The organism is Neobacillus cucumis, from assembly GCF_016908975.1.
Taxonomy (GTDB): Bacteria; Bacillota; Bacilli; order Bacillales; family Cytobacillaceae; genus Neobacillus; species Neobacillus cucumis.
On the sequence record NZ_JAFBEX010000003.1, the window covers coordinates 332,132 to 352,464 of the forward strand.

Consider the following 20,333-nt stretch of genomic DNA (forward strand, 5'->3'; position numbering starts at 1 on the left):
ATTATCCCCCTCTTAAGCTTGCAATTCCTGAAATTGTTTTATAAATGTGTTTAAGTCTAATTCTACCTGTTCTCCCGAAGCCATATTTTTCACATTAATTTTGTTATTTTTAAGCTCGTCATCCCCAAGGATTACTACATACTTAGCCTTTAAACGGTCCGCAGCTTTAAATTGAGCTTTGATTTTGCGGTCCAAGTAATCTCTTTCCGCAGAAAAACCAGCCATACGCAGCTGCTGCAGGAGTCCAACCGTATAATCTTTTGCATCTTCCCCAAGTGAAGCTAAAAACACATCGATTCCCTGATTGATTTCAAGTTTAATGCCTTCTGCATTTAGGGCTGCAATAAACCGCTCAATACTTAAGGCAAAGCCGATACCAGGCGTTTCTGGACCGCCGATTTCTTCGGCAAGACCATTATAGCGTCCGCCTCCGCATAGGGTAGTAATCGCACCAAAGCCTTCTGCATTACTCATAATCTCAAAAGCAGTGTGATTATAATAATCTAAGCCGCGGACTAAGTTGGGATCCACTTCAAATGGAATATCAAGGAGCGTTAAATACTGCTGTAATTTTTCAAAATAAGCTTTTGAATAATCATTCAAATAAGCCAGAATCGATGGAGCTGTTTTCATTAACTCATGGTCACGGTCCTGTTTACAATCCAGGATACGAAGCGGATTTTTCTCCAGACGGTTTTGACAGTCATGACAGAATTCTCCGATCCGTGGTTTGAAATGATTTACAAGCGCCTCTCGGTGTGCCGTACGGCTTTCTTTATCACCGAGACTATTGATGATGAGCTTTAACTTCTTAAGACCCATTTCTTTATAAAGATTCATCGCAAGAGAAATAACCTCCGCATCAATGGCTGGGTCATTACTGCCTAATGCCTCCACACCAAATTGAACGAACTGACGGAAGCGCCCTGCCTGAGGACGTTCATATCGAAACATCGGCCCCATGTAATACAATTTGACAGGCTGGTTAGCTAGTCCAAACATTTTTTTCTCTACAAAGGAGCGAACGACCGCTGCAGTACCCTCTGGTCTAAGAGTAATACTGCGCTTCCCTCTATCCTCAAAGGTGTACATTTCTTTTTGGACGATGTCGGTACTGTCACCGACTCCTCTTGAAAAGAGATCGGTATGTTCAAAGATTGGGGTGCGAATCTCTTGATATTGATATTTTTCACAAAGTTCTCTAGCTTTCGCTTCGATGAGTTGCCACTTTTCAACTTCACCTGGCAGAATGTCTTGCGTGCCTCTCGGGATGCTGATTGACATGTAAATTGCCTCCTTTATTAACATAATGCGTATGTAGATATTATTAAATGAACACAGCTACGGGTGCTCATTTGCTTTTTTTTGGAAAAACAAAAAAACTCCCATCCCTTGTAATCATTACAAGGGACGAGAGTTTTAGTCCCGCGGTGCCACCCTAGTTGAAGAACATGAAAAATGCTCTTCCTCTTAAACAGTTAACGCCTGCTACGTTCATCTCCTACTAAAGCAGCTGCTTTTTCAGAGAGAAGCCTACGGAGTGTTCTTTCACTAAGGTACATGTAGAAATGCTTTCAGCCTAAGGCATTTCCTCTCTTTACATGGATGATCTTAATTACTGTGCTCCATCAATGGTTATTCCGAAATATCTTTTATATTTATATAATAATACGGAGCATAGGAGGTAATGTCAAGAGACTTTTACGACCTACCTAGATGTTTTTTTAACTTTCTGACATCGCCCAATGTTAAGCCAAACTCTGACGCCAATTCAACTGAGTTTGAATGCCCCTCTTTTTGAATAGAATCACGGAAATCCACTCCAAAAAAGCGTCCTTCCATTGACTGGATGTTCATTCCTTTTTCACTTGACCTCATATCCCATCACCTCAGTCTTTTTTTCTAGTATTTCCACTAATTGAAAAATATTTGCATGTTTTTTTATTTTTCAACTTCTGGAGCTTTTTTTCAAAGAGGTTTGATGGGACGGTCCTCATTTGTTACTATCAAGGTTTCTACAAAATTTCATTAACTTTGACATAGTAATTGACATCATTACTATGATGAAAAATAAGTATCTTACAATTAAAAAAGAGGGTCAAAACTTCAGTCATTTGCGGTGCCGTTTTGTGTATCAATTTTATTAATCTTATAAACTGGTCGATAAAAAGCTGCTGATTTTCGCATCTATGATCAAGAAGGGCCGCACTTTTCGGTTGGGGGATCAGGTTAAGAATGGGAGCTGATAATTAGACGGAAAAATTCCGCTTAAGTTAGTAATTATTATTAAAAAAAGCTTAAATAGGCGGAGAAATTCCGCCTATTGACTTGAAAAATTCGAAAATGAGGGATTTTGCTTGGCATAGACGGAAAATCTCCGCTTATATCCCCCGAAATGAGCTCCATTTTCCAACTAACCGGAAAATCTCCGCTTATTTTACTTTTGCAAGTTACTTGATTAAGGACAAGACATCTTATTTTAAAAGGAAATGAGGTTTATCTCCCTCATCTTGATGCATTACGGTGACCCCTATCACAAGTAAGTGAGGTTATATATAAATAAGGTTTTTGTAATTTCTAATAAAGAAACTCGCCAATTATGATCTGCCCCTAAATGTTAGACATCATTCTAACATTTACGGGGCAGATCATTACTATGACGAGTTTTACTTTTTTTGTATACCCATATCATTTCGGCACGTATTTTAAGAAAAGCACCTCAAAACGGAACCCTTTGGCACGGATGCCAAGGCTTCTTATTTGCTTTCTAAGATTAACGTGACTGGACCATCATTGACTAATTCTACGTCCATCATGGCACCAAACACGCCTGTTTCAACGGTAATTCCCTTATCGCGAAGCATCTGGTTAAAGGCTTCATACAATACCACTGCCTGTTCAGGTCTTGCCGCTTCCATAAAGTTAGGTCTGCGGCCTTTCCGGCAGTCCCCATAGAGCGTGAATTGGGATACAGAAAGGATTTCCCCACCTACATCGATCAATGAAAGATTCATTTTCCCATCATGATCATCAAAAACGCGTAAATTAGCGATTTTATCTGCTAAATAGGCCGCATCCTCTTCCTTATCTTCATGTGTTACCCCAACCAGCAAAACAAAGCCATGCTTAATCTGTCCAGTAATTTCACTATCGACGGTTACCTTGGCTGCTTTGCTGCGTTGAACTACTATTTTCATTGCTAGAACTCCTTAATTCATCATCCGGCGTACTGAATAAATATCTGGGATTTGTTTAATGCGCTCGACAACCTTTTGCAGATGATTCACATTATGAATGGCAATCGACATATTAATTGTCGCCATTTTATTCCGATCCGATTTACCAGAAACCGCCGATATATTTGTTTTTGTTTCCCCAACCGCTTGCAGAACCTCATTGAGCAGTCCCTGACGGTCATAACCGTTGATTTCGATATCCACGTTATATTCCTTCCGATCGTTTAAGGACGATTCCCACTCAACCGGAATTAATCTGGATTGAGCGTCATTGGAATCAATATTCGGGCAATCGGAACGATGGACAGAAACACCGCGACCTTTCGTTATAAAACCAACGATTTCATCACCTGGAACTGGATTACAGCATTTAGACAAACGGATTAATAAATTATCAATCCCTTGAACACGTACACCAGATTCGCGCTTTTTCGTGGATGGAAAAGCCTTTAAATCGGTAATAGCGTTGGCAATGGTTGCAGATTGCTCCATATCCCGCTTTTTACGCCACTTCTCCGTTAAGCGGTTGGCCACCTGCAAAGCGGTAACGCCGTTATAGCCGACAGCTGCATACATATCTTCTTCATTCATAAAATTAAACTTTTCCGCGACTTTTTTCAGATTATCTGAAGTTAAGATTTCCTTAATATCGAATTCCATATTACGGATTTCTTTTTCAACCAGTTCTTTTCCTTTAATCACATTTTCGTCACGGCGCTGCTTCTTAAAGAACGCACGAATCTTGTTTTTAGCTTGAGATGTTTGGGCTAGCTTCAGCCAATCCTGACTTGGACCATACGAATGTTTGGACGTAAGGATTTCAATAATATCACCGGTCTTAAGTTTATAATCTAGCGTCACCATCTTGCCGTTTACTTTAGCACCAATCGTCTTATTGCCAATTTCAGAGTGAATCCGATAGGCAAAATCGATAGGAACAGAACCAGACGGCAATTCGATTACATCACCCTTTGGTGTAAAAATAAATACCATATCCGAAAACAAATCAATTTTAAGTGACTCCATAAACTCTTCAGCATTTGCTGTATCATTCTGGAACTCAAGAATTTCCCTAAACCAAGTAAGCTTTTGTTCGAAGGTGGTGCTGTCGCTGATCGCTTTTCCTTCTTTATATGCCCAGTGGGCGGCAACCCCGAATTCGGCAATCCGGTGCATCTCATACGTCCGAATTTGTACTTCAAGTGGGTCACCTTTTGGACCAATCACTGTTGTATGCAAGGATTGATACATATTCGGCTTTGGCATCGCTATATAGTCTTTAAAACGACCTGGCATTGGCTTCCAGCAAGTGTGGATAATCCCAAGGACTGCATAGCAATCTTTAATACTATTCACAACAATTCGGACTGCAAGCAAATCATAAATTTCACTAAATTGCTTATTTTGCAGTGCCATTTTTCGATAGATGCTGTAAATATGCTTTGGACGTCCAGACAGCTCAGCTTTTATCGATACTTCACTTAAGCGGCTCTTCACTTCATCTACGACATCATCCAAATATTGCTCACGTTCCGCCCGTTTCTTTTTCATTAAGTTTACAATCCGATAATACTGCTGAGGATTTAAATATCTTAATGCGGTATCTTCCAACTCCCATTTAATCTTAGAAATACCCAGACGATGAGCTAAAGGTGCAAAAATTTCAAGTGTCTCATTGGAAATCCGACGCTGTTTCTCAACAGGAAGATGTTTAAGTGTCCGCATATTATGCAAGCGATCAGCAAGCTTAATAAGGATAACGCGGATATCCTGTGCCATCGCCACAAACATTTTCCGGTGATTCTCCGCCTGCTGCTCCTCATGAGACTTGTATTTAATTTTCCCTAACTTTGTAACTCCATCAACAAGCATTGCCACTTCGCCGTTAAAAGCCTCAGCAATATCCCCTAAGGTGACATTGGTGTCTTCAACAACGTCATGGAGAAAACCAGAGGCTACCGTCGCCGGGTCCATTTCAAGGTCTGCTAAGATACCTGCGACCTGAATTGGATGAATAATATATGGCTCCCCCGATTTTCTATATTGTTCACGATGGGCATGTTTGGCATACTCATACGCCTTTCTGACTAGTTCTACATGCTCATCATTTAAATACTTTCTAGTCTTGTCGATGACTTGGTCGGCCGTTAACACTTGATCGTTCGCCATGAAATCACCTTTATTTTCATCTCAATTTTTATATTATTAACATTTATTCGTCACATTGTATAAGAACAAATCACGAACAAATAGATTATATTTTAAAAAAATCGTTCCTAAATTAGAATGATTGTTACTATTATCGAAAAAAAATACGAAGTTGTAAAGAGATTAAACATTTTTTTTACAAAATAACGATATTTCTGTCTCTTTACCACTTAACCTCTATGTTTTTTAGATTATATAAAGAGAGCACTCCATAGTTGAGTGCCCTCATGCTCTTCTTAATAATGCAATAATGTAAGAACATCGTAGCCGTCTAATTTATTGCGACCTTCTAAATAGCTTAATTCCACTAAGAAAGCAATTCCTGCAACCACTCCACCAAGCTGTTCAACTAATTGAATGGTAGCCTCAATGGTTCCGCCAGTTGCTAACAGGTCATCTGTGATTAATACACGCTGACCAGGTTGAATCGCATCTTTGTGAATCGTCAGTACATCTTTACCATATTCCAAACCATAGCTGACCTTAATTGTTTCTCGAGGCAGCTTACCTTCTTTACGGACTGGTGCAAAACCCACTCCTAAAGAATAAGCTACAGGGCAGCCAATGATGAAGCCGCGTGCTTCCGGTCCAACAATGATATCTATTTTTTTATCTTTTGCGTAGGCAACAATTTGGTCGGTTGCATATTTATAGGCTTCCCCATTATTCATTAACGGAGAAATATCTTTAAATTTAATCCCTGGTTTTGGCCAGTCCGGTACGATTGTAATATATTCTTTTAAATCCATGCTTTAATTGCCTCCTCAGATTCAACTGATTCTTGTATGACTTGATCGAACCAGCCTTTTAATTCTTGAAAAGAGGAAAACAATAATTCTCTTTCAAGAGCAAACTGGGCCTGTTTTGTTTGATAAGTGTGGGAATCAGTTAGGTCACGCTTTGGCGCGCCAGTATTTAAAGTAATAAATCCATTGTTTATTGTAACAAAATCCAGTTCAGAAAACACCTTTGACATAAACTTTATCGTTTCCTGTGACCAGCCGCGGTGATTAGCAATAGTTTCACCATGACGGTTCAAATCGATTGGTCCCTTTTTTAACAAAAATGCATAGAACCATTTAAAATGATCACGGGTTGGAAAGGTGGAAAAATAGTCACTTGCTTCTTTATAAAAATACGTATAAATCCTTGCTGGCTTTTTCCCTGCTAATAAAGCTTGAAGATAATCTTTTGATGGCGGAAAATCAATTAAAGCAATATTGGCAGATGCCCCATCGAACGCTTTGGCTGCTTCTATATCTTGTATGAAGATGACCTCCGAACGCAGTTCAGGGTTCATTTTTTCAAGGAATTCTTTATTAAAAATAATAATTTTCCTGTTTTCACTCGGTACAGTTTTTTGCACATGATGAGCTTTTCTTTGCCCGCGAAAATCAAATAACTGCCAGGAATGGACCGCTAAATCGTGAATGAAAATTTGTGGCTTACGAATATTATTCCATTCATTAATCGATAATTCTCCTATTAATGAAATTTTTGAAGCTGGAGAAATATGATCAACGAGTGCCCCTAAACCAAAACCTACTCCGTCAAGGGCTGCGCCATCTTCATTCACCAAAACCTTAAGATGATTTTGGTCACTGCCAATCTTTTTCATACTTGTGATCGCCACTTGATCGATTAACACTTTCGGCTTCGGGTTGTCCATGCCAAAAGGAGCAAGCAAACGGAGTTCATCTAAGGTTGATAAGCTAATATCTTCGAGAAGTACTTCCTCATCGAGCTGGGTGATGGGAATTAAGTCTTCGTTTGTTAGCTGTTCGTCAGCTAGAATATTTAGACGCTGACGAAGCTCAGCTACGTCATCAAGCTTTAAAGTCATCCCCGCTGCCATTGGATGTCCGCCAAAATGCGGCAGAAGTTCTCTGCAAGTGGATAAATTTTTGAATAAGTCATAGCCGGTAATACTTCTGGCCGAACCTTTTGCGACCCCTTTTACCGGGTCAAAATTCAGCACTATCGTCGGCCGATAAAATCTTTCTACAAGTCTTGAGGCCACAATACCGATTACACCTGCATTCCAGCCTTCTCTACCTATGACAAGAACTTTATTGGTATCGATGGGGAAGTTTTTTTCGACTTCCTCGATGGCTTCAGCGGTAATGGTATTGACAATCTCCTGCCTAGTTTTATTTAGGTTATCCATTTCCATAGCTAAACTTTGAGCTTCATCCGGATCATCAGTCAGTAGTAACTGGACGGCTAAATCCGCATCCTCTAATCTTCCGACCGCATTAATTCTAGGGGCTAAGGTAAAACCTATCGTCTCTTCATTAATGGAGGCGAGGTCTACACCTGCCACTTTTAAAATGGCTCTTAGACCTATATTTTTTGTTAATCTTATTTTTTCCAAGCCTTTTTTCGCTATGATGCGATTTTCGCCTTTTAAAGATACTAAGTCAGCAATCGTACCAATTACAGCAATTTCTAATAAATGCTCGGGAACTCTGCCGTATAAAGCATGGGCAAGTTTAAACGCCACACCAACTCCTGCTAATTCACGGAACGGATAAGTGCTATCTGGATGCTTAGGATGAATAATCGCCAACGCTTCCGGTAATACAGGTCCTGGTTCATGGTGGTCCGTAATAATTAAATCCAGTCCAAGCTCTTTGGCAACTCCTGCTTCATGAACTGCAGCTATACCGGTATCGATTGTAATAATTAATTTGATCCCATTTCTTTCCGCTTCTCGGAATGCTGGTTCATTTGGTCCATATCCTTCTGTAAAACGATTTGGGATGTAAAATTGAACATTTGCTCCTAAATCGCGAAGGGTCATCATTAACAAGGTGGTGCTGCTAACACCGTCAGCATCATAATCACCAAAAATCAGGATTGGTTCCTGTTTTTCAATGGCTGCACGAATTCGATTTACCGCCGTATCCATCCCTTTTAGGGAGAATGGGTCATGAAATTCATCTTTACCAAATAAAAAATACCGAGCAGAATCTACGGTATTAAGTCCACGGTTTACAAGTAGCGTTGCAGTAAGAGGTGTTATCTTCAATTCATTGACAAGCATTTGAGTGAGATTTTGATCAGGATTGCGAACAATCCATTTTGTTTTTGATTTTAACATTAGTACGTTCACCCCTCAGACTTTCTAATTATACAGGAGCAAACCGAAGCTTTCAATTAAAAGAAAAAACTGCAAAATGATTGCAGTTTTTTCACCTTTATTATACCTGTGGCTGATCCGAGTATTTTCTCTTTTCTTTAACTGTTCGAATAACACCTTTCTTTTTCAGTTCTTTACATTTCATCACATACCATAAAGAACCTGCGACAAAAATCGATGAATAGACACCGACAATTAAACCAATAAACAATGCAATCGAAAAATTCCGTATGGAAGGACTTCCGAAAATCATTAAGCATGCTGTTGCCACAAGGACTGTAAACACAGTGTTAATAGAACGAGTTAAGGTTTGACGAATACTGATGTTTACCACTTCAGCAATATCTTGAACCGTTTTGAGACGCTTTTTCTTCCTCATATTTTCACGTACCCGGTCAAACGTAACAATCGTATCATGGTTTGAATAACCCACAATGGTTAAAATGGCCGCGATATAGTTTAGATCTACTTCCAGTCTTGTGATACTGAAAATAGCAATCATAAAGAATGCATCATGCAGGATCGCAACAATAGCTGAGATAGCCATATAGGCTTCAAATCGAATCGAAACATAGAGTATAATCCCAATCGATGCCAGCAATATGGAAATAAGGGCATTTTTAGCCAGTTCTTTTCCTACCATCGGAGAAACGGTGCTGACATTCGGTTCAAAGCCATAATCCTTTTTAAAATCTGCTTTCAAAGAGGCAATCTGATCTTTAGACAAAACCCCAATCATTCGAACAGCACCCATTTGATGATTGTTACCTGAGATGACGATATCATCCGGTTTTAAACCGCGATCAGTAAAAGCTTTTCTCACTTCTTCTGTGGTTAATGGTGTTTTCGATTGTACATCTATACGAGTACCACTTGAAAAATCAATACCCAAGTTCAAGCGGAAAATAGCAAGACAGACAATACCAGCGACAATGAGAGTACCTGATAAAATAAATACCTTTCTTCTTAAGCCAACAAAATCAATTTTATCAAATCTAGTTGGCAGGTCGATAGTATCAACATTATCTTTAATATTGTTAATTTGTGATGGATTGACGGCAAACCAGCCAGGCTTTTTATTAAAGATACCACTCTTCACCCATAGTCCTAATAGGAGTCTTGAACCGTAAACATTGGTCAAAAAGCTCATGAGAACACTGACAATTAGCATGGTCGCAAAGCCTTTTACAGAACTTGTCCCGTAGAAAAATAATACACATGCTGTTAGAATGGTCGTTAAGTTGGCGTCAAATATCGCTGTAAAGGCATGTTTCTCCCCTGCTTCAAACGCTGCTTTCAGACTTCTGCCGACTTTCAGTTCCTCACGAATTCTCTCATAAGTAATAATGTTGGCATCAACGGCCATTCCGACCCCGAGGATAATGGCCGCAATCCCTGGCAATGTCAGGACCCCATTCATCCAATCGAAAATTAATAACACCAAATAAGTAAAAATCGTTAATGTAATCGTAGCTATAAAGCCTGGAAAACGATAATAGAAAATCATGAATAAATAAATGATAGCTATACCGATAATTCCAGCAAAAATCGTCTCATGTAGGGCTTGTTCCCCAAACTTAGCACCTACAGAAGTGGAGTATACTTCTTTTAGTTTAACTGGTAAGGAACCAGCATTTAATAGGGAAGCCAAAGTTTGTGCTTCTTTAACTGTAAAGCTGCCGACAATTGAAACGGTATCCTGATTAAAGACTTCTTTAACAGTTGGAGCAGACAAAAATTTAGGATTCTGTTTTGTTACTTCTGTTTTAAAGGAATCTTTTCCTTCTACAAAATCAAGCCAAATGACCAGATAATTATTTGGCGCCTTATTCAGAATTTCTTGGGACACTTTTTTGAATTTATCCGCGCTCTTTAGTGTTAGAGTTACACTTGGAGCATTATTTTGGTCAAAGGTTTGTTTGGCTCCGCCCTGCTTTAAATCAGAACCATCCATCATCAGTTTGTCATCAGCATCACGGAAAGACAGATTAGCCTGAGTAGATAAAATTTCTCGCGCTTTATTCTGATCTTTAACCCCAGCGAGCTGAACGCGGATTCGATTATTTCCTTCAATTTGGATACTAGGCTCACTTACGCCTAAAACGTTAATTCGCTTATCAAGGGCTTCAACGGTACTTGTCAGTACCTCTTTGTCAATTTTTTGCCCTTTTTTCGCTGGCTGAACCTCGTATAAAACCTCAAATCCACCTTGCAGGTCTAGTCCTAGCTTCATGTTGTTTAAGATATTTTTGGTTGTTGCTCCTATTGTGCCTCCAACAATGAGAATCACAAGAAAGAAAGCAATAATTCTACTACGCTTTACCATTATGTATTGTTCCTCCTTAGTGCATAAAAAAGTAGCACTCTTGCGTCCAGCCCTATTAATATAATAAAAAAGTCACTGCTTTCATTATGAAATAACTTAGTGAGGCTGTCAATTTAACATTTTATGTTATTTTAAAAGTTCTTTCAGTTCTTCTTCATTATCAAGTGAGAATTCGGTTGTTTTATAAGATTCAATGGTTACATAGTTAAGATAATCACTTACCTTTACAGAGAGAATTTCCTGAATCATTTCATAGAGCCGCATTTCATGTTTTACCTTTTTCCATTTTTTCTTAATTAAGTACTCCCAAAGCCCCTGTTCTGTAACAGAATCAACCCCCAGCAGGCGAAACTCCTCTAATTTGCTCTTTAACACTGGCTGTACTTGGGTACGATTATTCTCGTTTATGTGGCTATTTTCCATTTCCCTCTGCCTCCACCGACATCTGTTTTGAATATCCTCTATATTTAAACCATTTCAAAAAGCTTTGACAACTTGTCATGCTTTGTCCACCTATAGGCATATAGATAATTGTATATGAATTCTTCTTTTTTGAGAAGGTGGGAACCGAAATGTCAAAGTTTTTAAGAGGGACCTTTATCCTGTTAGTAGCAGGCTTCATTACAAGGGTTCTCGGCTTTATTTATCGGATTGTACTAGCAAGAAGTATTGGAGAAGAAGGCGTCGGTTTATATATGATGGCATACCCTACGTTTATCCTGGTGGTAACAGTCATTCAATTAGGGCTTCCAGTGGCTATTTCGAAAAATATTGCGGAGGCTGAAGCCAAAGGGGACTATGCGGAAATAAAGAAGATCCTTATTGTTTCCCTGGCCATCACAATCGGCTTATCCATTATCCTCACACCGGCATTAATATTATTGGCACCGATTTTATCGACTACCCTTTTTACTGATTCGAGAACGTATTATCCTTTAATTGCCATTGCACCAGCACTTCCCATTATTGCCATTGCTTCGGTCTTAAGAGGTTACTTCCAAGGTCGGCAAAACATGCGTCCATCCGCCGTTTCACAGATTTTAGAACAGCTTGTAAGAATCACTCTAATTGCAACAGCAACGAAAACCTTCTTACCCTATGGAGTGGAATATGGAGCAGCCGCTGCAATGGGTGCTTCCGTTTTAGGAGAGTTACTTTCACTGGTTTACCTGCTTACCACATTTAAGTTAAAGAAACGTTTTAAATTGAGGAAGAATTTTTTTCAATTTGTTCAAAAAGGACAAAAAACATTTAAGGACCTCATGGGAATTGCCTTGCCAACAATGGGGAGCAGAATGATTGGCTCAATTTCTTGGTTTTTTGAGCCGATTGTAGTCGCGCACAGCCTCGCACTGGCTGGTGTCGTCGCCGTTAATGCCACAAAACAATACGGAGCTCTAACCGGCTACGCGATGCCGCTATTAATGCTTCCTTCTTTTGTTACGTTTTCACTCGCAACTTCACTCGTTCCAGCTATCAGTGAAGCTAATTCTAAAAATAAGCATAAACAAATCGAATATCGATTGCAGCAAGCACTACGATTTGTATTTTTATCAGGAGGACTAGCTGTTATCCTCCTTTATGTCCTAGCAGACCCGCTTATGCAGCTAATGTATGGTTCCACTAAGGGTGCCTACTTTATCCGCCTCATGGCACCTTTTATGCTTATTTTTTATTATCAAGGTCCACTGCAGGCTGTCTTGCAAGCACTAAATTTAGCAAGAGCCGCCATGATCAATAGTCTCATTGGTGCTATTGTCAAAACAGCCGTTATCTTTGTCCTTGCCTCCCAACCATCGTTTGGCATAACGGGTGCAGCTTTAGGTATTGTTGTAGGGTTTGTTCTAGTCACAGGTCTACACTTTGCCACCGTATTAAAGAAGGTAGCCTTTTCATTCTATATCCGTGACTATTTAAAAGGATTCTTATGTATGGGTGCTGCGGGCTGGATGGGATATTGGCTGTATCACCATTACTTCCTGGGTCATCATTTAGCAATCCGCGTGGTTACAGCTGCACTCATGATGATGATTGCCTATTTATTATTGCTTGTTATATTCCGCCTCATAAAAAAAGAAGAGCTAAAAAGAATCCCATGGATTGGAAACTTTATAGTCCTTAAATAAGAAAAGCGTAAGCGCCTTGGTCAGCCCCGACAAGCACAAGACAAGCCGACCGAAAGGTTGCCTTTTAACCTTTTGGACGGCTTGTCTTGTGACCTCGAGGGGCTAGGCGCTGGAGCTGGACAATTTTCAAAGTCAAAATTTATACGCCCTTATTCTTCATCCAGTAGATCAATAAAAAAATTTCCATTTTCATAGCTGCAAAAGGAGATTTTCTTAATATCCCGATAGCCCTTTTTTTTCAATTCTTGACGCAGCCATAGATTGGTTTTATTAATGCGCCTGAGGTTTTCCTCATCGATTTGTCCATCGAGTATTAAGGGGATCGTGATATCTCCCTGTTTGGTTTCATTGCCTGAATTTTTTAGCTTTTCAATCACAGACAAACTTCCAGAGGACTCGAGAATCGCAAATTCAACATCAGCAATGCTGCGAATGTTCTTTTCTCTTAGTTGAGTAAGCAAATCATCAAAATTATAACGTTGTTTACGCATGGCATCTTCATCAATTTTCCCTCTATTTATAATGATGATTGGCTTTCCATCAATCAAGTCACGAACTTTCTTACTTTTTAAAGAAATAATCGCCAAGATAATTTGTAAGGCCATCAATACAATCATTGGGACCATGGTGTGAAGTAATGGAGAATCATGCTTTTCAATGGCGACTACTGCCATCTCACCAATCATAATGAACACAACTAAATCCAATATGCTTAATTCACCAATCTCCCTTTTCCCCATAACCCGAAAAATGATGATAATAAGTCCGTAAAAAAATAGTGTTCTAAACACAATCGCTGCATAATCCACATTGGTCGCCCCTTTTTCAATCCAAAATTAGTATTTGCATTTGATTGCAATTAATGAAAGGAATTAATTCCCAAAATAAAAAAGTCCATAAAAAAATTTATTCTACTTTATTGCTTCCACGAATACGCTTGTACTAGGAAAGAAACTGTCATAAAGCCTGCAAATTGGCAGGCCTAAGACAATGAAGGGGGAGAGTTATCATCGAATCGAAAAGCTTTGGGCTATCCATTCTGTATGGATTAGTTTTTATCTTTGCCTTTGCTCTTGTTTGCAGTCTTATTTTTGCGTTCATTCTTCGGTTTACATCCACAAAGGAAGGATCACTACAGTATGTGATTACAGCCCTGTCGTTTATCGGACTGTTTGGCGGAGGCTTTCTTTCTGGAGGAAAACGAAAAGAAAAAGGCTGGTTAATTGGAGGAGTAACAGGGCTGCTTTATTCCTTTCTTGTTTTTTTATTTCAATATCTTGGCTACGACCGCCTATTTAATGCAGAACAAGTGATTTATCATACTTGTTATATATTAATTGCGATGATGGGTGGCATTTTAGGGGTTAACATTGCTTCAACGAATTCAAGAAGATCTATATAAGAAAAGCGCAAGCGCCTTGATCAGCCCCGACAAGCATAAGACGCTCCCAAAAAGAAGGCGCTTTTTGCCTTCATTTTGGGAGCGTCTGTAGACCATCGAGGGGCTAGGCGCTGGAGCTAGACAATTCTCATAGTTGAAAATATACTTTATTCTTTAATTAAAAAGGAAGCCATCGATTCTGGCTTCCTTTTTGTTTCCTTATTTGTTAAGGCTTACGCTGCCTTCACCCGCAGCAGATTCTGTTACTTCACGAATCGCATTACGGTCAAAGGTAAGACGGCTGCCGTCACCACATTTAATGACTGCTTTATTATCATCAATAGAGTCAATAAAGCCATGTAGGCCACCAATCGTGACGATTTTATCACCTTTTTTCAATTCGCTTTGCATGGTCGCAACCGCTTTTTGGCGTTTTTGCTGTGGACGAATTAATAGGAAATAAAATAACACAAACATTAAAATTAATGGAATGATTGTACCAATACCACCTGACATTTTGTTTCCCTCCTTTCAAAATTCTTCTATTAGAAATTTTTCGCGTTTGGTTTGTTAAAACCATAACGTTCAAAAAACTCTTCGCGGAAATCTCCAAGCCTGTCTTCCATAATAGCTTGTCTGACCTTCTCCATTAATCTTAACAGAAAATAGAGATTATGGTAAGACGTTAAACGAATTCCAAACGTTTCATCACATTTAATTAAGTGACGGATGTATGCTCTACTGTAGTTTCGGCATGTATAGCAATCACACTCTGGATCGAGCGGTCCAAAATCACGGGCAAATTGGGCATTTTTCACAACAAGGCGTCCTGTGCTAGTCATTAAGGTTCCATTTCTGGCAATCCGTGTTGGCAATACACAATCGAACATATCAATTCCGCGAATCGCACCGTCAATAAGCGAATCTGGAGAGCCAACCCCCATTAAATAACGAGGTTTATTCGTCGGTAACATTGGGGTTGTAAATTCAAGAACCCGGTTCATAACATCCTTCGGCTCGCCAACCGATAGTCCCCCAACAGCATACCCTGGGAAATCAAGTGAAACAAGGTCGTTCGCACTTTGTCTGCGAAGCTCCTCGTATTCACCGCCTTGGACAATTCCAAATAAACCTTGGTCTTCTGGGCGCTGATGGGCTGTTAAACAGCGCTCTGCCCATCTTGACGTCCTCTCAACTGATTTTTTCATATATTCAAATGTCGCAGGAAATGGCGGGCATTCATCAAATGCCATCATAATGTCAGATCCGAGAGCATTTTGAATCTCCATTGCTTTTTCCGGTGATAAAAATAATTTCTCACCACTCATATGATTGCGGAAATGAACGCCTTCTTCTTCTATTTTGCGGAATTCACTTAAGCTGAAAACCTGAAACCCGCCAGAGTCTGTTAAAATGGCCCGATCCCAATTCATAAATTTATGAAGGCCTCCAGCTTCCTTAATAATTTCATGCCCAGGTCTAAGCCATAAATGATAGGTATTACTTAAAATAATTCCAGCACCCATTTCTTTTAAATCCTCAGGTGACATGGTTTTTACGGTTGCTAATGTCCCGACTGGCATAAAGGCAGGTGTGTCAAATGATCCGTGAGGTGTATGGACTCGACCAAGCCTGGCCCCTGTTTGTTTACATGTTTTAATTAATTCATAACGAATAGCCGTCAAATTGTTGTCTCCTTCCTAAAGGCGGTGTGAGCAGAGCTATGTTAAATCTTTATAAAGTATAAATTATATATTATACAGAAAACATTGTTTACAATGTTCCATATTTGCGGCGCTCCGCCCCCTTACCACTAGATGATGAACATGGCATCACCAAAGCTGAAAAAACGATACCGTTCAGCAACGGCTGTGTTATAGGCATGCAAAATATGCTCTCTTCCAGCTAAAGCACTAACAAGCATGATTAAGGTAGATTTAGGCAAGTGGAAATTAGTAATCATCCCATCAATCCCCTTAAATTCATATCCTGGATAGATAAAAATACTTGTCCAGCCGCTCCCTGCGATAAATTGACCATTATTTGCCGATGCAATCGTTTCTAACGTCCTTGTAGATGTTGTTCCAACGGTAATAATTCTTCCCCCACTTTGCCTTACCTCGTTCAGTAATTGGGCAGTCCCCTCGGTTACCATATAAAACTCAGCATGCATATCATGTTCCAAGACATTATCGACACTGACAGGACGAAACGTGCCAAGTCCTACATGGAGCGTGATAAAGGCGATATGTACTCCTTTTGCTTTAATTTCATCCAAAAGGGACTCTGTGAAGTGAAGACCTGCGGTAGGTGCCGCGGCTGATCCCGGTTCGCGTGCATAGACGGTTTGATAACGGTCTCGGTCTTCCAGCTGCTCCTTGATATAGGGTGGCAGCGGCATTTCACCTAACTGATCAAGTACCTCGTAAAATATTCCTTTATATTTGAACTCTAGGACTCTGCCGCCATGGTCGGACTCTCCTGTGCAAACAGCTATTAACAGACCATCACCAAAGATGATTTCAGTCCCGATTTTCACCCGTTTTGCCGGTTTCACAAGTGTTTCCCACTGATCTCCTTCGAGTTGTTTTAATAATAGGACTTCAATTTTGGCACCTGTGTCATTTTTTATACCGAAAAGGCGTGCAGGCAATACCTTCGTATCATTTAAGACAAGGCAGTCTCCCTCACGCAAATATTCGGTGATATGTTTAAAAACTTCGTGCTTGATTTCCCCTGTTTGTTTATCTAAGACCATCAATCGGCTGTCTGTCCGATTGATTAGGGGTACCTGAGCAATTAGCTCCTCAGGCAAATGGAAATCAAATAAATCTACTTTCATATCTAACACACCTTACTTATCAAAATTTCCTAAAAGAAAAAACAAAGTCACTCCATTGGCACTTCCATGCCAAAATGGTGATATACGGCACCCGTTACCACCCGGCCGCGAGGGGTTCGCTGCAGAAAGCCAATTTGTAAAAGGTACGGCTCATATACATCTTCAATCGTCTCTGCTTCCTCACCTATCGAGGCAGCAATGGTATCAAGCCCTACCGGACCACCGCGGAATTTTTCAATAATTCCTTTTAATAGTTTGTGATCAATATGATCGAGACCCAAACGGTCAACCTGGAGTAATTCCAATGCTTCTGTTGCTAGAGCTAGGTCAATTGTACCATTCCCCTTAACTTGCGCAAAATCCCTCACCCTGCGCAGCAGTCGGTTGGCAATCCTTGGTGTCCCCCTTGACCTTCTAGCGATTTCTGCTGCTGAAATCTCATCGATTTCAGTTTCGAACAAATCAGCTGTTCGTAGGACAATATCTTTTAATTGTTCTTCCTTATAATACTCGAGCCTCGACAAAACTCCAAATCGGTCCCGTAATGGTGCAGATAAGGAACCGGCACGGGTAGTGGCACCAACAAGTGTAAAGGGAGGAAGGTCAAGCCGAACTGATCTGGCGCTTGGACCCTTACCAATGACAATATCCAAGCAAAAATCCTCCATTGCAGGATAAAGCACTTCTTCAATCGTGCGCGGCAGTCTATGGATCTCATCAATGAATAGGACATCACCTGGTTCAAGCGAAGTTAAAATAGCCGCTAAATCCCCTGGTCGTTCAATCGCAGGTCCAGATGTTGTCCGGATATTAACACCCATTTCATTCGCAATAATAACTGCAAGGGTTGTCTTGCCTAATCCTGGAGGACCATATAGAAGAACATGATCAAGTGTTTCCTTCCGCAGCCTTGCCGCTTTGATAAAAATCTCAAGATTCTCTTTTACCTGAGTTTGGCCAATATATTGCTTTAAAGTTTGCGGGCGCAAACTTTGTTCCATACTGATTTCACTTTCATTCACTTCACTAGATATGATCCGTTCGTCCATGAAATATCACCTATTTTAAAAGCCGCTGGAGGGCTTTTTTAATATATTGATCCGTTGAAAGCTGTTCTTTTTGTAATTCAGGTGAGATTTTTTTAATTTCTTTATCTGAATAGCCAAGAGCTTTCAAAGCAAGCACCGCTTCTTCAAACGCTGAATTAGCTGCTTGAACAGGAACCGAATAAGTATCGGCATTGAAAAGGTTAGGGAAGTAATCAGGAACAATATCCTGTAATTTTCCTTTTAGGTCAAGAATCATTTGCCGGGCCGTTTTTTTACCGACTCCTGGAAATTTAACTAGGAAGCTCTCATCTTCATTTTCAATCGCCATTACCACTTGCTGGACTTCTCCTGAAGCCAGAATGGCAAGCGCGCCTTTTGGACCAATTCCAGAGACATTTAATAGTTTTGTAAAAAGTCTTTTTTCTTCTCTTGTTTCAAAACCGTATAAAGCGATCACATCTTCACGAACGTAATGGTAAGTATAAACGGTAATCATTGTTTCCATTTTACCAGCGAAAATAAACGGATTGGGTGTAGAGATTTGGTAACCAATCCCATTATTTTCGATTACAATATATTCTGGTCCGACAAATTCTACCGTCCCCTTTATAAATTCATACAATCGTATTCTCTCCCTAGTCTATCTCTTGTAAAAATTAGCATCTTTCATTTTAACATAAGTCCAGAAGGTTATTGAAGAAAATCGTTTGCTAGGAAAAAGTCTAATAATTCAGTTTACCCAAACGTTGGGCTGAGTTAAAGGTCATTATTTTATTGTATCTGTGTTGATTGGAGCAGAAGACATGAGGCTCGCGTGGGATTATGAAGTTGGCGGGGGAAACCCACGGGCGCTCTCATCGTTCTAGGATGCTCCTTGGACGGCCCTCGGACCTGATTCGATAAGGGGACCGTTGATTTAGTGCAAACCTGTTCGAATGACCACCTGTTTTTAGACAGGCAGATCGTTAGTTTAAGTCAATCCACTCAATTGTGTAAAAGTGTCAACATTGATTTTCAACTATTTAGAACAACTTAGTGTAGTGAACGGTAATTTACTTCGGACAGCTCTACGTGTTTTCTGAGTCATGCTGTCCGATCTTGGCTGACTTCGGACAGCTCTGCGTGTTTTCTGGCTTGTGCTGTCCCAACTTGGCTTGACTTCGGACAGCTCTGCGTGTTTTCTGGCTTGTGCTGTCCCAACTTGGCTTGACTTCGGACAGCTCTGCGTAATTTCTGACTTGTAATGTCCGAACTTGGCTTGACTTCGGACAGCTCTTCGTGTTTTCTGTGTCGTGCTGTCCGAACTTGGCTTGACTTCGGACAGCTCTGCGTGTTTTCTGAGTCATGCTGTCCGAACTTGGCTTGACTTCGGACAGCTCTGCGTGTTTTCTGAGTCATGCGGTCCGAACTTGGCTTGACTTCGGACAGCTCTTCGTGTTTTCTGAGTCATGCTGTCCGAACTTGGCTTGACTTCGGACAGCTCTACGTGTTTTCTGGCTTGTGCTGTCCGATCTTGGCTTGACTTCGGACAGCTCTGCGTGATTTCTGAGTCATGCTGTCCGATCTTGGCTTGACTTCGGACAGCTCTGCGTGTTTTCTGAGTCATGCTGTCTGAACTTGGCTTGACTTCGGACAGCTCTGCGTGTTTTCTGAGTCGTGCTGTCTGAACTTGGCTTGACTTCGGACAGCTCTGCGTGTTTTCTGAGTCATGCTGTCCGATCTTGGCTTGACTTCGGACAGCTCTGCGTGTTTTCTGGCTTGTGCTGTCCGAACTTGGCTTGACTTCGGACAACTCTTCGTGTTTTCTGAGTCGTGCTGTCCGATCTTGGCTTGACTTCGGACAGCTCTTCGTGTTTTCTGAGTCATGCTGACCGAACTTGGCTTGACTTCGGACAGCTCTTCGTGTTTTCTGGCTTGTGCTGTCCGAACTTGGCTTGACTTCGGACAGCTCTGCGTGTTTTCTGAGTCATGCTGTCCGAACTTGGCTTGACTTCGGACAGCTCTGCGTGTTTTCTGAGTCATG

Annotated in this window: 18 protein-coding genes, 1 pseudogene and 1 other annotated feature; of the genes and pseudogenes, 2 read left to right on the forward strand and 17 right to left on the reverse strand. The window is 40.5% G+C overall.

The genetic code is table 11. The features are described 5' to 3' along the window. Nucleotides 1–12: 12 nt before the first annotated feature. The 8 genes from hisS to JOC76_RS06015 all read right to left on the reverse strand — a co-directional run bounded on the left by hisS (nucleotide 13) and on the right by JOC76_RS06015 (nucleotide 11,335). Nucleotides 13–1,284 (reverse strand): histidine--tRNA ligase, encoded by a 1,272-nt coding sequence (hisS, locus tag JOC76_RS05980; RefSeq protein WP_205176663.1) that lies wholly within the window; start codon nucleotides 1,282–1,284, stop codon nucleotides 13–15. 119 nt (nucleotides 1,285–1,403) lie between these two features. Further along, nucleotides 1,404–1,641, reverse strand: a binding site (T-box leader). A 60-nt stretch (nucleotides 1,642–1,701) separates the two neighbouring features. Then, nucleotides 1,702–1,878, reverse strand: a complete 177-nt coding sequence (locus tag JOC76_RS05985; protein WP_205176664.1) for a hypothetical protein — start codon at nucleotides 1,876–1,878, stop codon at nucleotides 1,702–1,704. 878 nt (nucleotides 1,879–2,756) lie between these two features. Then, a complete protein-coding gene (gene dtd, locus JOC76_RS05990) occupies nucleotides 2,757–3,197 on the reverse strand; it encodes a D-aminoacyl-tRNA deacylase (protein ID WP_205176665.1) in 441 nt (146 codons plus the stop codon). Nucleotides 3,198–3,209: 12 nt separating this feature from the next. Next, nucleotides 3,210–5,405 (reverse strand): RelA/SpoT family protein, encoded by a 2,196-nt coding sequence (locus tag JOC76_RS05995; RefSeq protein ID WP_205176666.1) that lies wholly within the window; start codon nucleotides 5,403–5,405, stop codon nucleotides 3,210–3,212. Nucleotides 5,406–5,680: 275 nt separating this feature from the next. Beyond that, complete coding sequence (locus JOC76_RS06000; protein WP_205176667.1) at nucleotides 5,681–6,193, reverse strand: adenine phosphoribosyltransferase; 513 nt, start codon at nucleotides 6,191–6,193, stop codon at nucleotides 5,681–5,683. Beyond that, nucleotides 6,184–8,547, reverse strand: coding sequence for a single-stranded-DNA-specific exonuclease RecJ (gene recJ / locus JOC76_RS06005; protein WP_205176668.1), 2,364 nt, complete (start codon nucleotides 8,545–8,547; stop codon nucleotides 6,184–6,186). The genes JOC76_RS06000 and recJ overlap by 10 nt, the downstream gene beginning before the upstream one ends. Nucleotides 8,548–8,647: 100 nt before the next feature. Next, a complete protein-coding gene (secDF, locus tag JOC76_RS06010) occupies nucleotides 8,648–10,912 on the reverse strand; it encodes a protein translocase subunit SecDF (protein ID WP_205176669.1) in 2,265 nt (754 codons plus the stop codon). 126 nt (nucleotides 10,913–11,038) lie between these two features. Further along, nucleotides 11,039–11,335, reverse strand: a complete 297-nt coding sequence (locus JOC76_RS06015; protein WP_205176670.1) for a post-transcriptional regulator — start codon at nucleotides 11,333–11,335, stop codon at nucleotides 11,039–11,041. Nucleotides 11,336–11,484: 149 nt separating this feature from the next. Here JOC76_RS06015 and spoVB point away from each other — a divergent pair, with 149 nt between their 5' ends. After that, nucleotides 11,485–13,038, forward strand: coding sequence for a stage V sporulation protein B (gene spoVB / locus JOC76_RS06020; RefSeq protein WP_205176671.1), 1,554 nt, complete (start codon nucleotides 11,485–11,487; stop codon nucleotides 13,036–13,038). A 149-nt stretch (nucleotides 13,039–13,187) separates the two neighbouring features. On the opposite strand, the gene JOC76_RS06025 is transcribed toward spoVB, so the two are convergent. Then, complete coding sequence (locus JOC76_RS06025; RefSeq protein WP_307784693.1) at nucleotides 13,188–13,847, reverse strand: DUF421 domain-containing protein; 660 nt, start codon at nucleotides 13,845–13,847, stop codon at nucleotides 13,188–13,190. A gap of 230 nt (nucleotides 13,848–14,077) precedes the next feature. Here JOC76_RS06025 and JOC76_RS06030 point away from each other — a divergent pair, with 230 nt between their 5' ends. After that, a complete protein-coding gene (locus JOC76_RS06030) occupies nucleotides 14,078–14,440 on the forward strand; it encodes a TIGR04086 family membrane protein (RefSeq protein WP_205176708.1) in 363 nt (120 codons plus the stop codon). A gap of 198 nt (nucleotides 14,441–14,638) precedes the next feature. Here JOC76_RS06030 and yajC read toward each other — a convergent pair whose 3' ends face one another. From yajC to JOC76_RS06070, 8 genes and pseudogenes are all read right to left on the reverse strand, one after another. Beyond that, nucleotides 14,639–14,935: a preprotein translocase subunit YajC gene (gene yajC / locus JOC76_RS06035; RefSeq protein ID WP_205176672.1), complete on the reverse strand. Its 297-nt coding sequence runs from the start codon at nucleotides 14,933–14,935 to the stop codon at nucleotides 14,639–14,641. 29 nt (nucleotides 14,936–14,964) lie between these two features. Next, nucleotides 14,965–16,104 carry a tRNA guanosine(34) transglycosylase Tgt gene (gene tgt / locus JOC76_RS06040; protein WP_205176673.1) on the reverse strand — a complete coding sequence of 380 codons (1,140 nt, stop codon included), beginning with the start codon at nucleotides 16,102–16,104 and terminating at the stop codon, nucleotides 14,965–14,967. 128 nt (nucleotides 16,105–16,232) lie between these two features. Further along, a complete protein-coding gene (gene queA / locus JOC76_RS06045) occupies nucleotides 16,233–17,261 on the reverse strand; it encodes a tRNA preQ1(34) S-adenosylmethionine ribosyltransferase-isomerase QueA (RefSeq protein WP_205176674.1) in 1,029 nt (342 codons plus the stop codon). Nucleotides 17,262–17,308: 47 nt separating this feature from the next. Then, a complete protein-coding gene (gene ruvB, locus JOC76_RS06050; protein WP_205176675.1) occupies nucleotides 17,309–18,310 on the reverse strand; it encodes a Holliday junction branch migration DNA helicase RuvB in 1,002 nt (333 codons plus the stop codon). Between the two features lie 10 nt (nucleotides 18,311–18,320). Next, on the reverse strand, nucleotides 18,321–18,932 hold the full coding sequence (gene ruvA / locus JOC76_RS06055; protein WP_205176676.1) for a Holliday junction branch migration protein RuvA: 612 nt from the start codon (nucleotides 18,930–18,932) through the stop codon (nucleotides 18,321–18,323). A 445-nt stretch (nucleotides 18,933–19,377) separates the two neighbouring features. Beyond that, on the reverse strand, nucleotides 19,378–19,656 hold the full coding sequence (locus JOC76_RS06060; protein WP_205176677.1) for a hypothetical protein: 279 nt from the start codon (nucleotides 19,654–19,656) through the stop codon (nucleotides 19,378–19,380). Next, nucleotides 19,653–19,916: a hypothetical protein gene (locus tag JOC76_RS06065; RefSeq protein ID WP_205176678.1), complete on the reverse strand. Its 264-nt coding sequence runs from the start codon at nucleotides 19,914–19,916 to the stop codon at nucleotides 19,653–19,655. The genes JOC76_RS06060 and JOC76_RS06065 overlap by 4 nt, the downstream gene beginning before the upstream one ends. Next, nucleotides 19,913–20,333: pseudogene (locus JOC76_RS06070) on the reverse strand (hypothetical protein); the annotation flags it as partial. The pseudogene JOC76_RS06070 and the gene JOC76_RS06065, both read right to left, overlap by 4 nt.

Bases quoted from the DNA above. Each gene is read 5' to 3' on its own strand.
- hisS (WP_205176663.1), bottom strand. From the start codon at position 1,284: ATGTCAATCAGCATCCCGAGAGGCACGCAAGACATTCTGCCAGGTGAA.
- JOC76_RS05985 (WP_205176664.1), bottom strand. From the start codon at position 1,878: ATGAGGTCAAGTGAAAAAGGAATGAACATCCAGTCAATGGAAGGACGC.
- dtd (WP_205176665.1), bottom strand. From the start codon at position 3,197: ATGAAAATAGTAGTTCAACGCAGCAAAGCAGCCAAGGTAACCGTCGAT.
- JOC76_RS05995 (WP_205176666.1), bottom strand. From the start codon at position 5,405: ATGGCGAACGATCAAGTGTTAACGGCCGACCAAGTCATCGACAAGACT.
- JOC76_RS06000 (WP_205176667.1), bottom strand. From the start codon at position 6,193: ATGGATTTAAAAGAATATATTACAATCGTACCGGACTGGCCAAAACCA.
- recJ (WP_205176668.1), bottom strand. From the start codon at position 8,547: ATGTTAAAATCAAAAACAAAATGGATTGTTCGCAATCCTGATCAAAAT.
- secDF (WP_205176669.1), bottom strand. From the start codon at position 10,912: ATGGTAAAGCGTAGTAGAATTATTGCTTTCTTTCTTGTGATTCTCATT.
- JOC76_RS06015 (WP_205176670.1), bottom strand. From the start codon at position 11,335: ATGGAAAATAGCCACATAAACGAGAATAATCGTACCCAAGTACAGCCA.
- spoVB (WP_205176671.1), top strand. From the start codon at position 11,485: ATGTCAAAGTTTTTAAGAGGGACCTTTATCCTGTTAGTAGCAGGCTTC.
- yajC (WP_205176672.1), bottom strand. From the start codon at position 14,935: ATGTCAGGTGGTATTGGTACAATCATTCCATTAATTTTAATGTTTGTG.
- queA (WP_205176674.1), bottom strand. From the start codon at position 17,261: ATGAAAGTAGATTTATTTGATTTCCATTTGCCTGAGGAGCTAATTGCT.
- ruvB (WP_205176675.1), bottom strand. From the start codon at position 18,310: ATGGACGAACGGATCATATCTAGTGAAGTGAATGAAAGTGAAATCAGT.
- JOC76_RS06060 (WP_205176677.1), bottom strand. From the start codon at position 19,656: ATGACTCAGAAAACACGCAGAGCTGTCCGAAGTCAAGCCAAGTTCGGA.
- JOC76_RS06065 (WP_205176678.1), bottom strand. From the start codon at position 19,916: ATGACTCAGAAAACACGCAGAGCTGTCCGAAGTCAAGCCAAGATCGGA.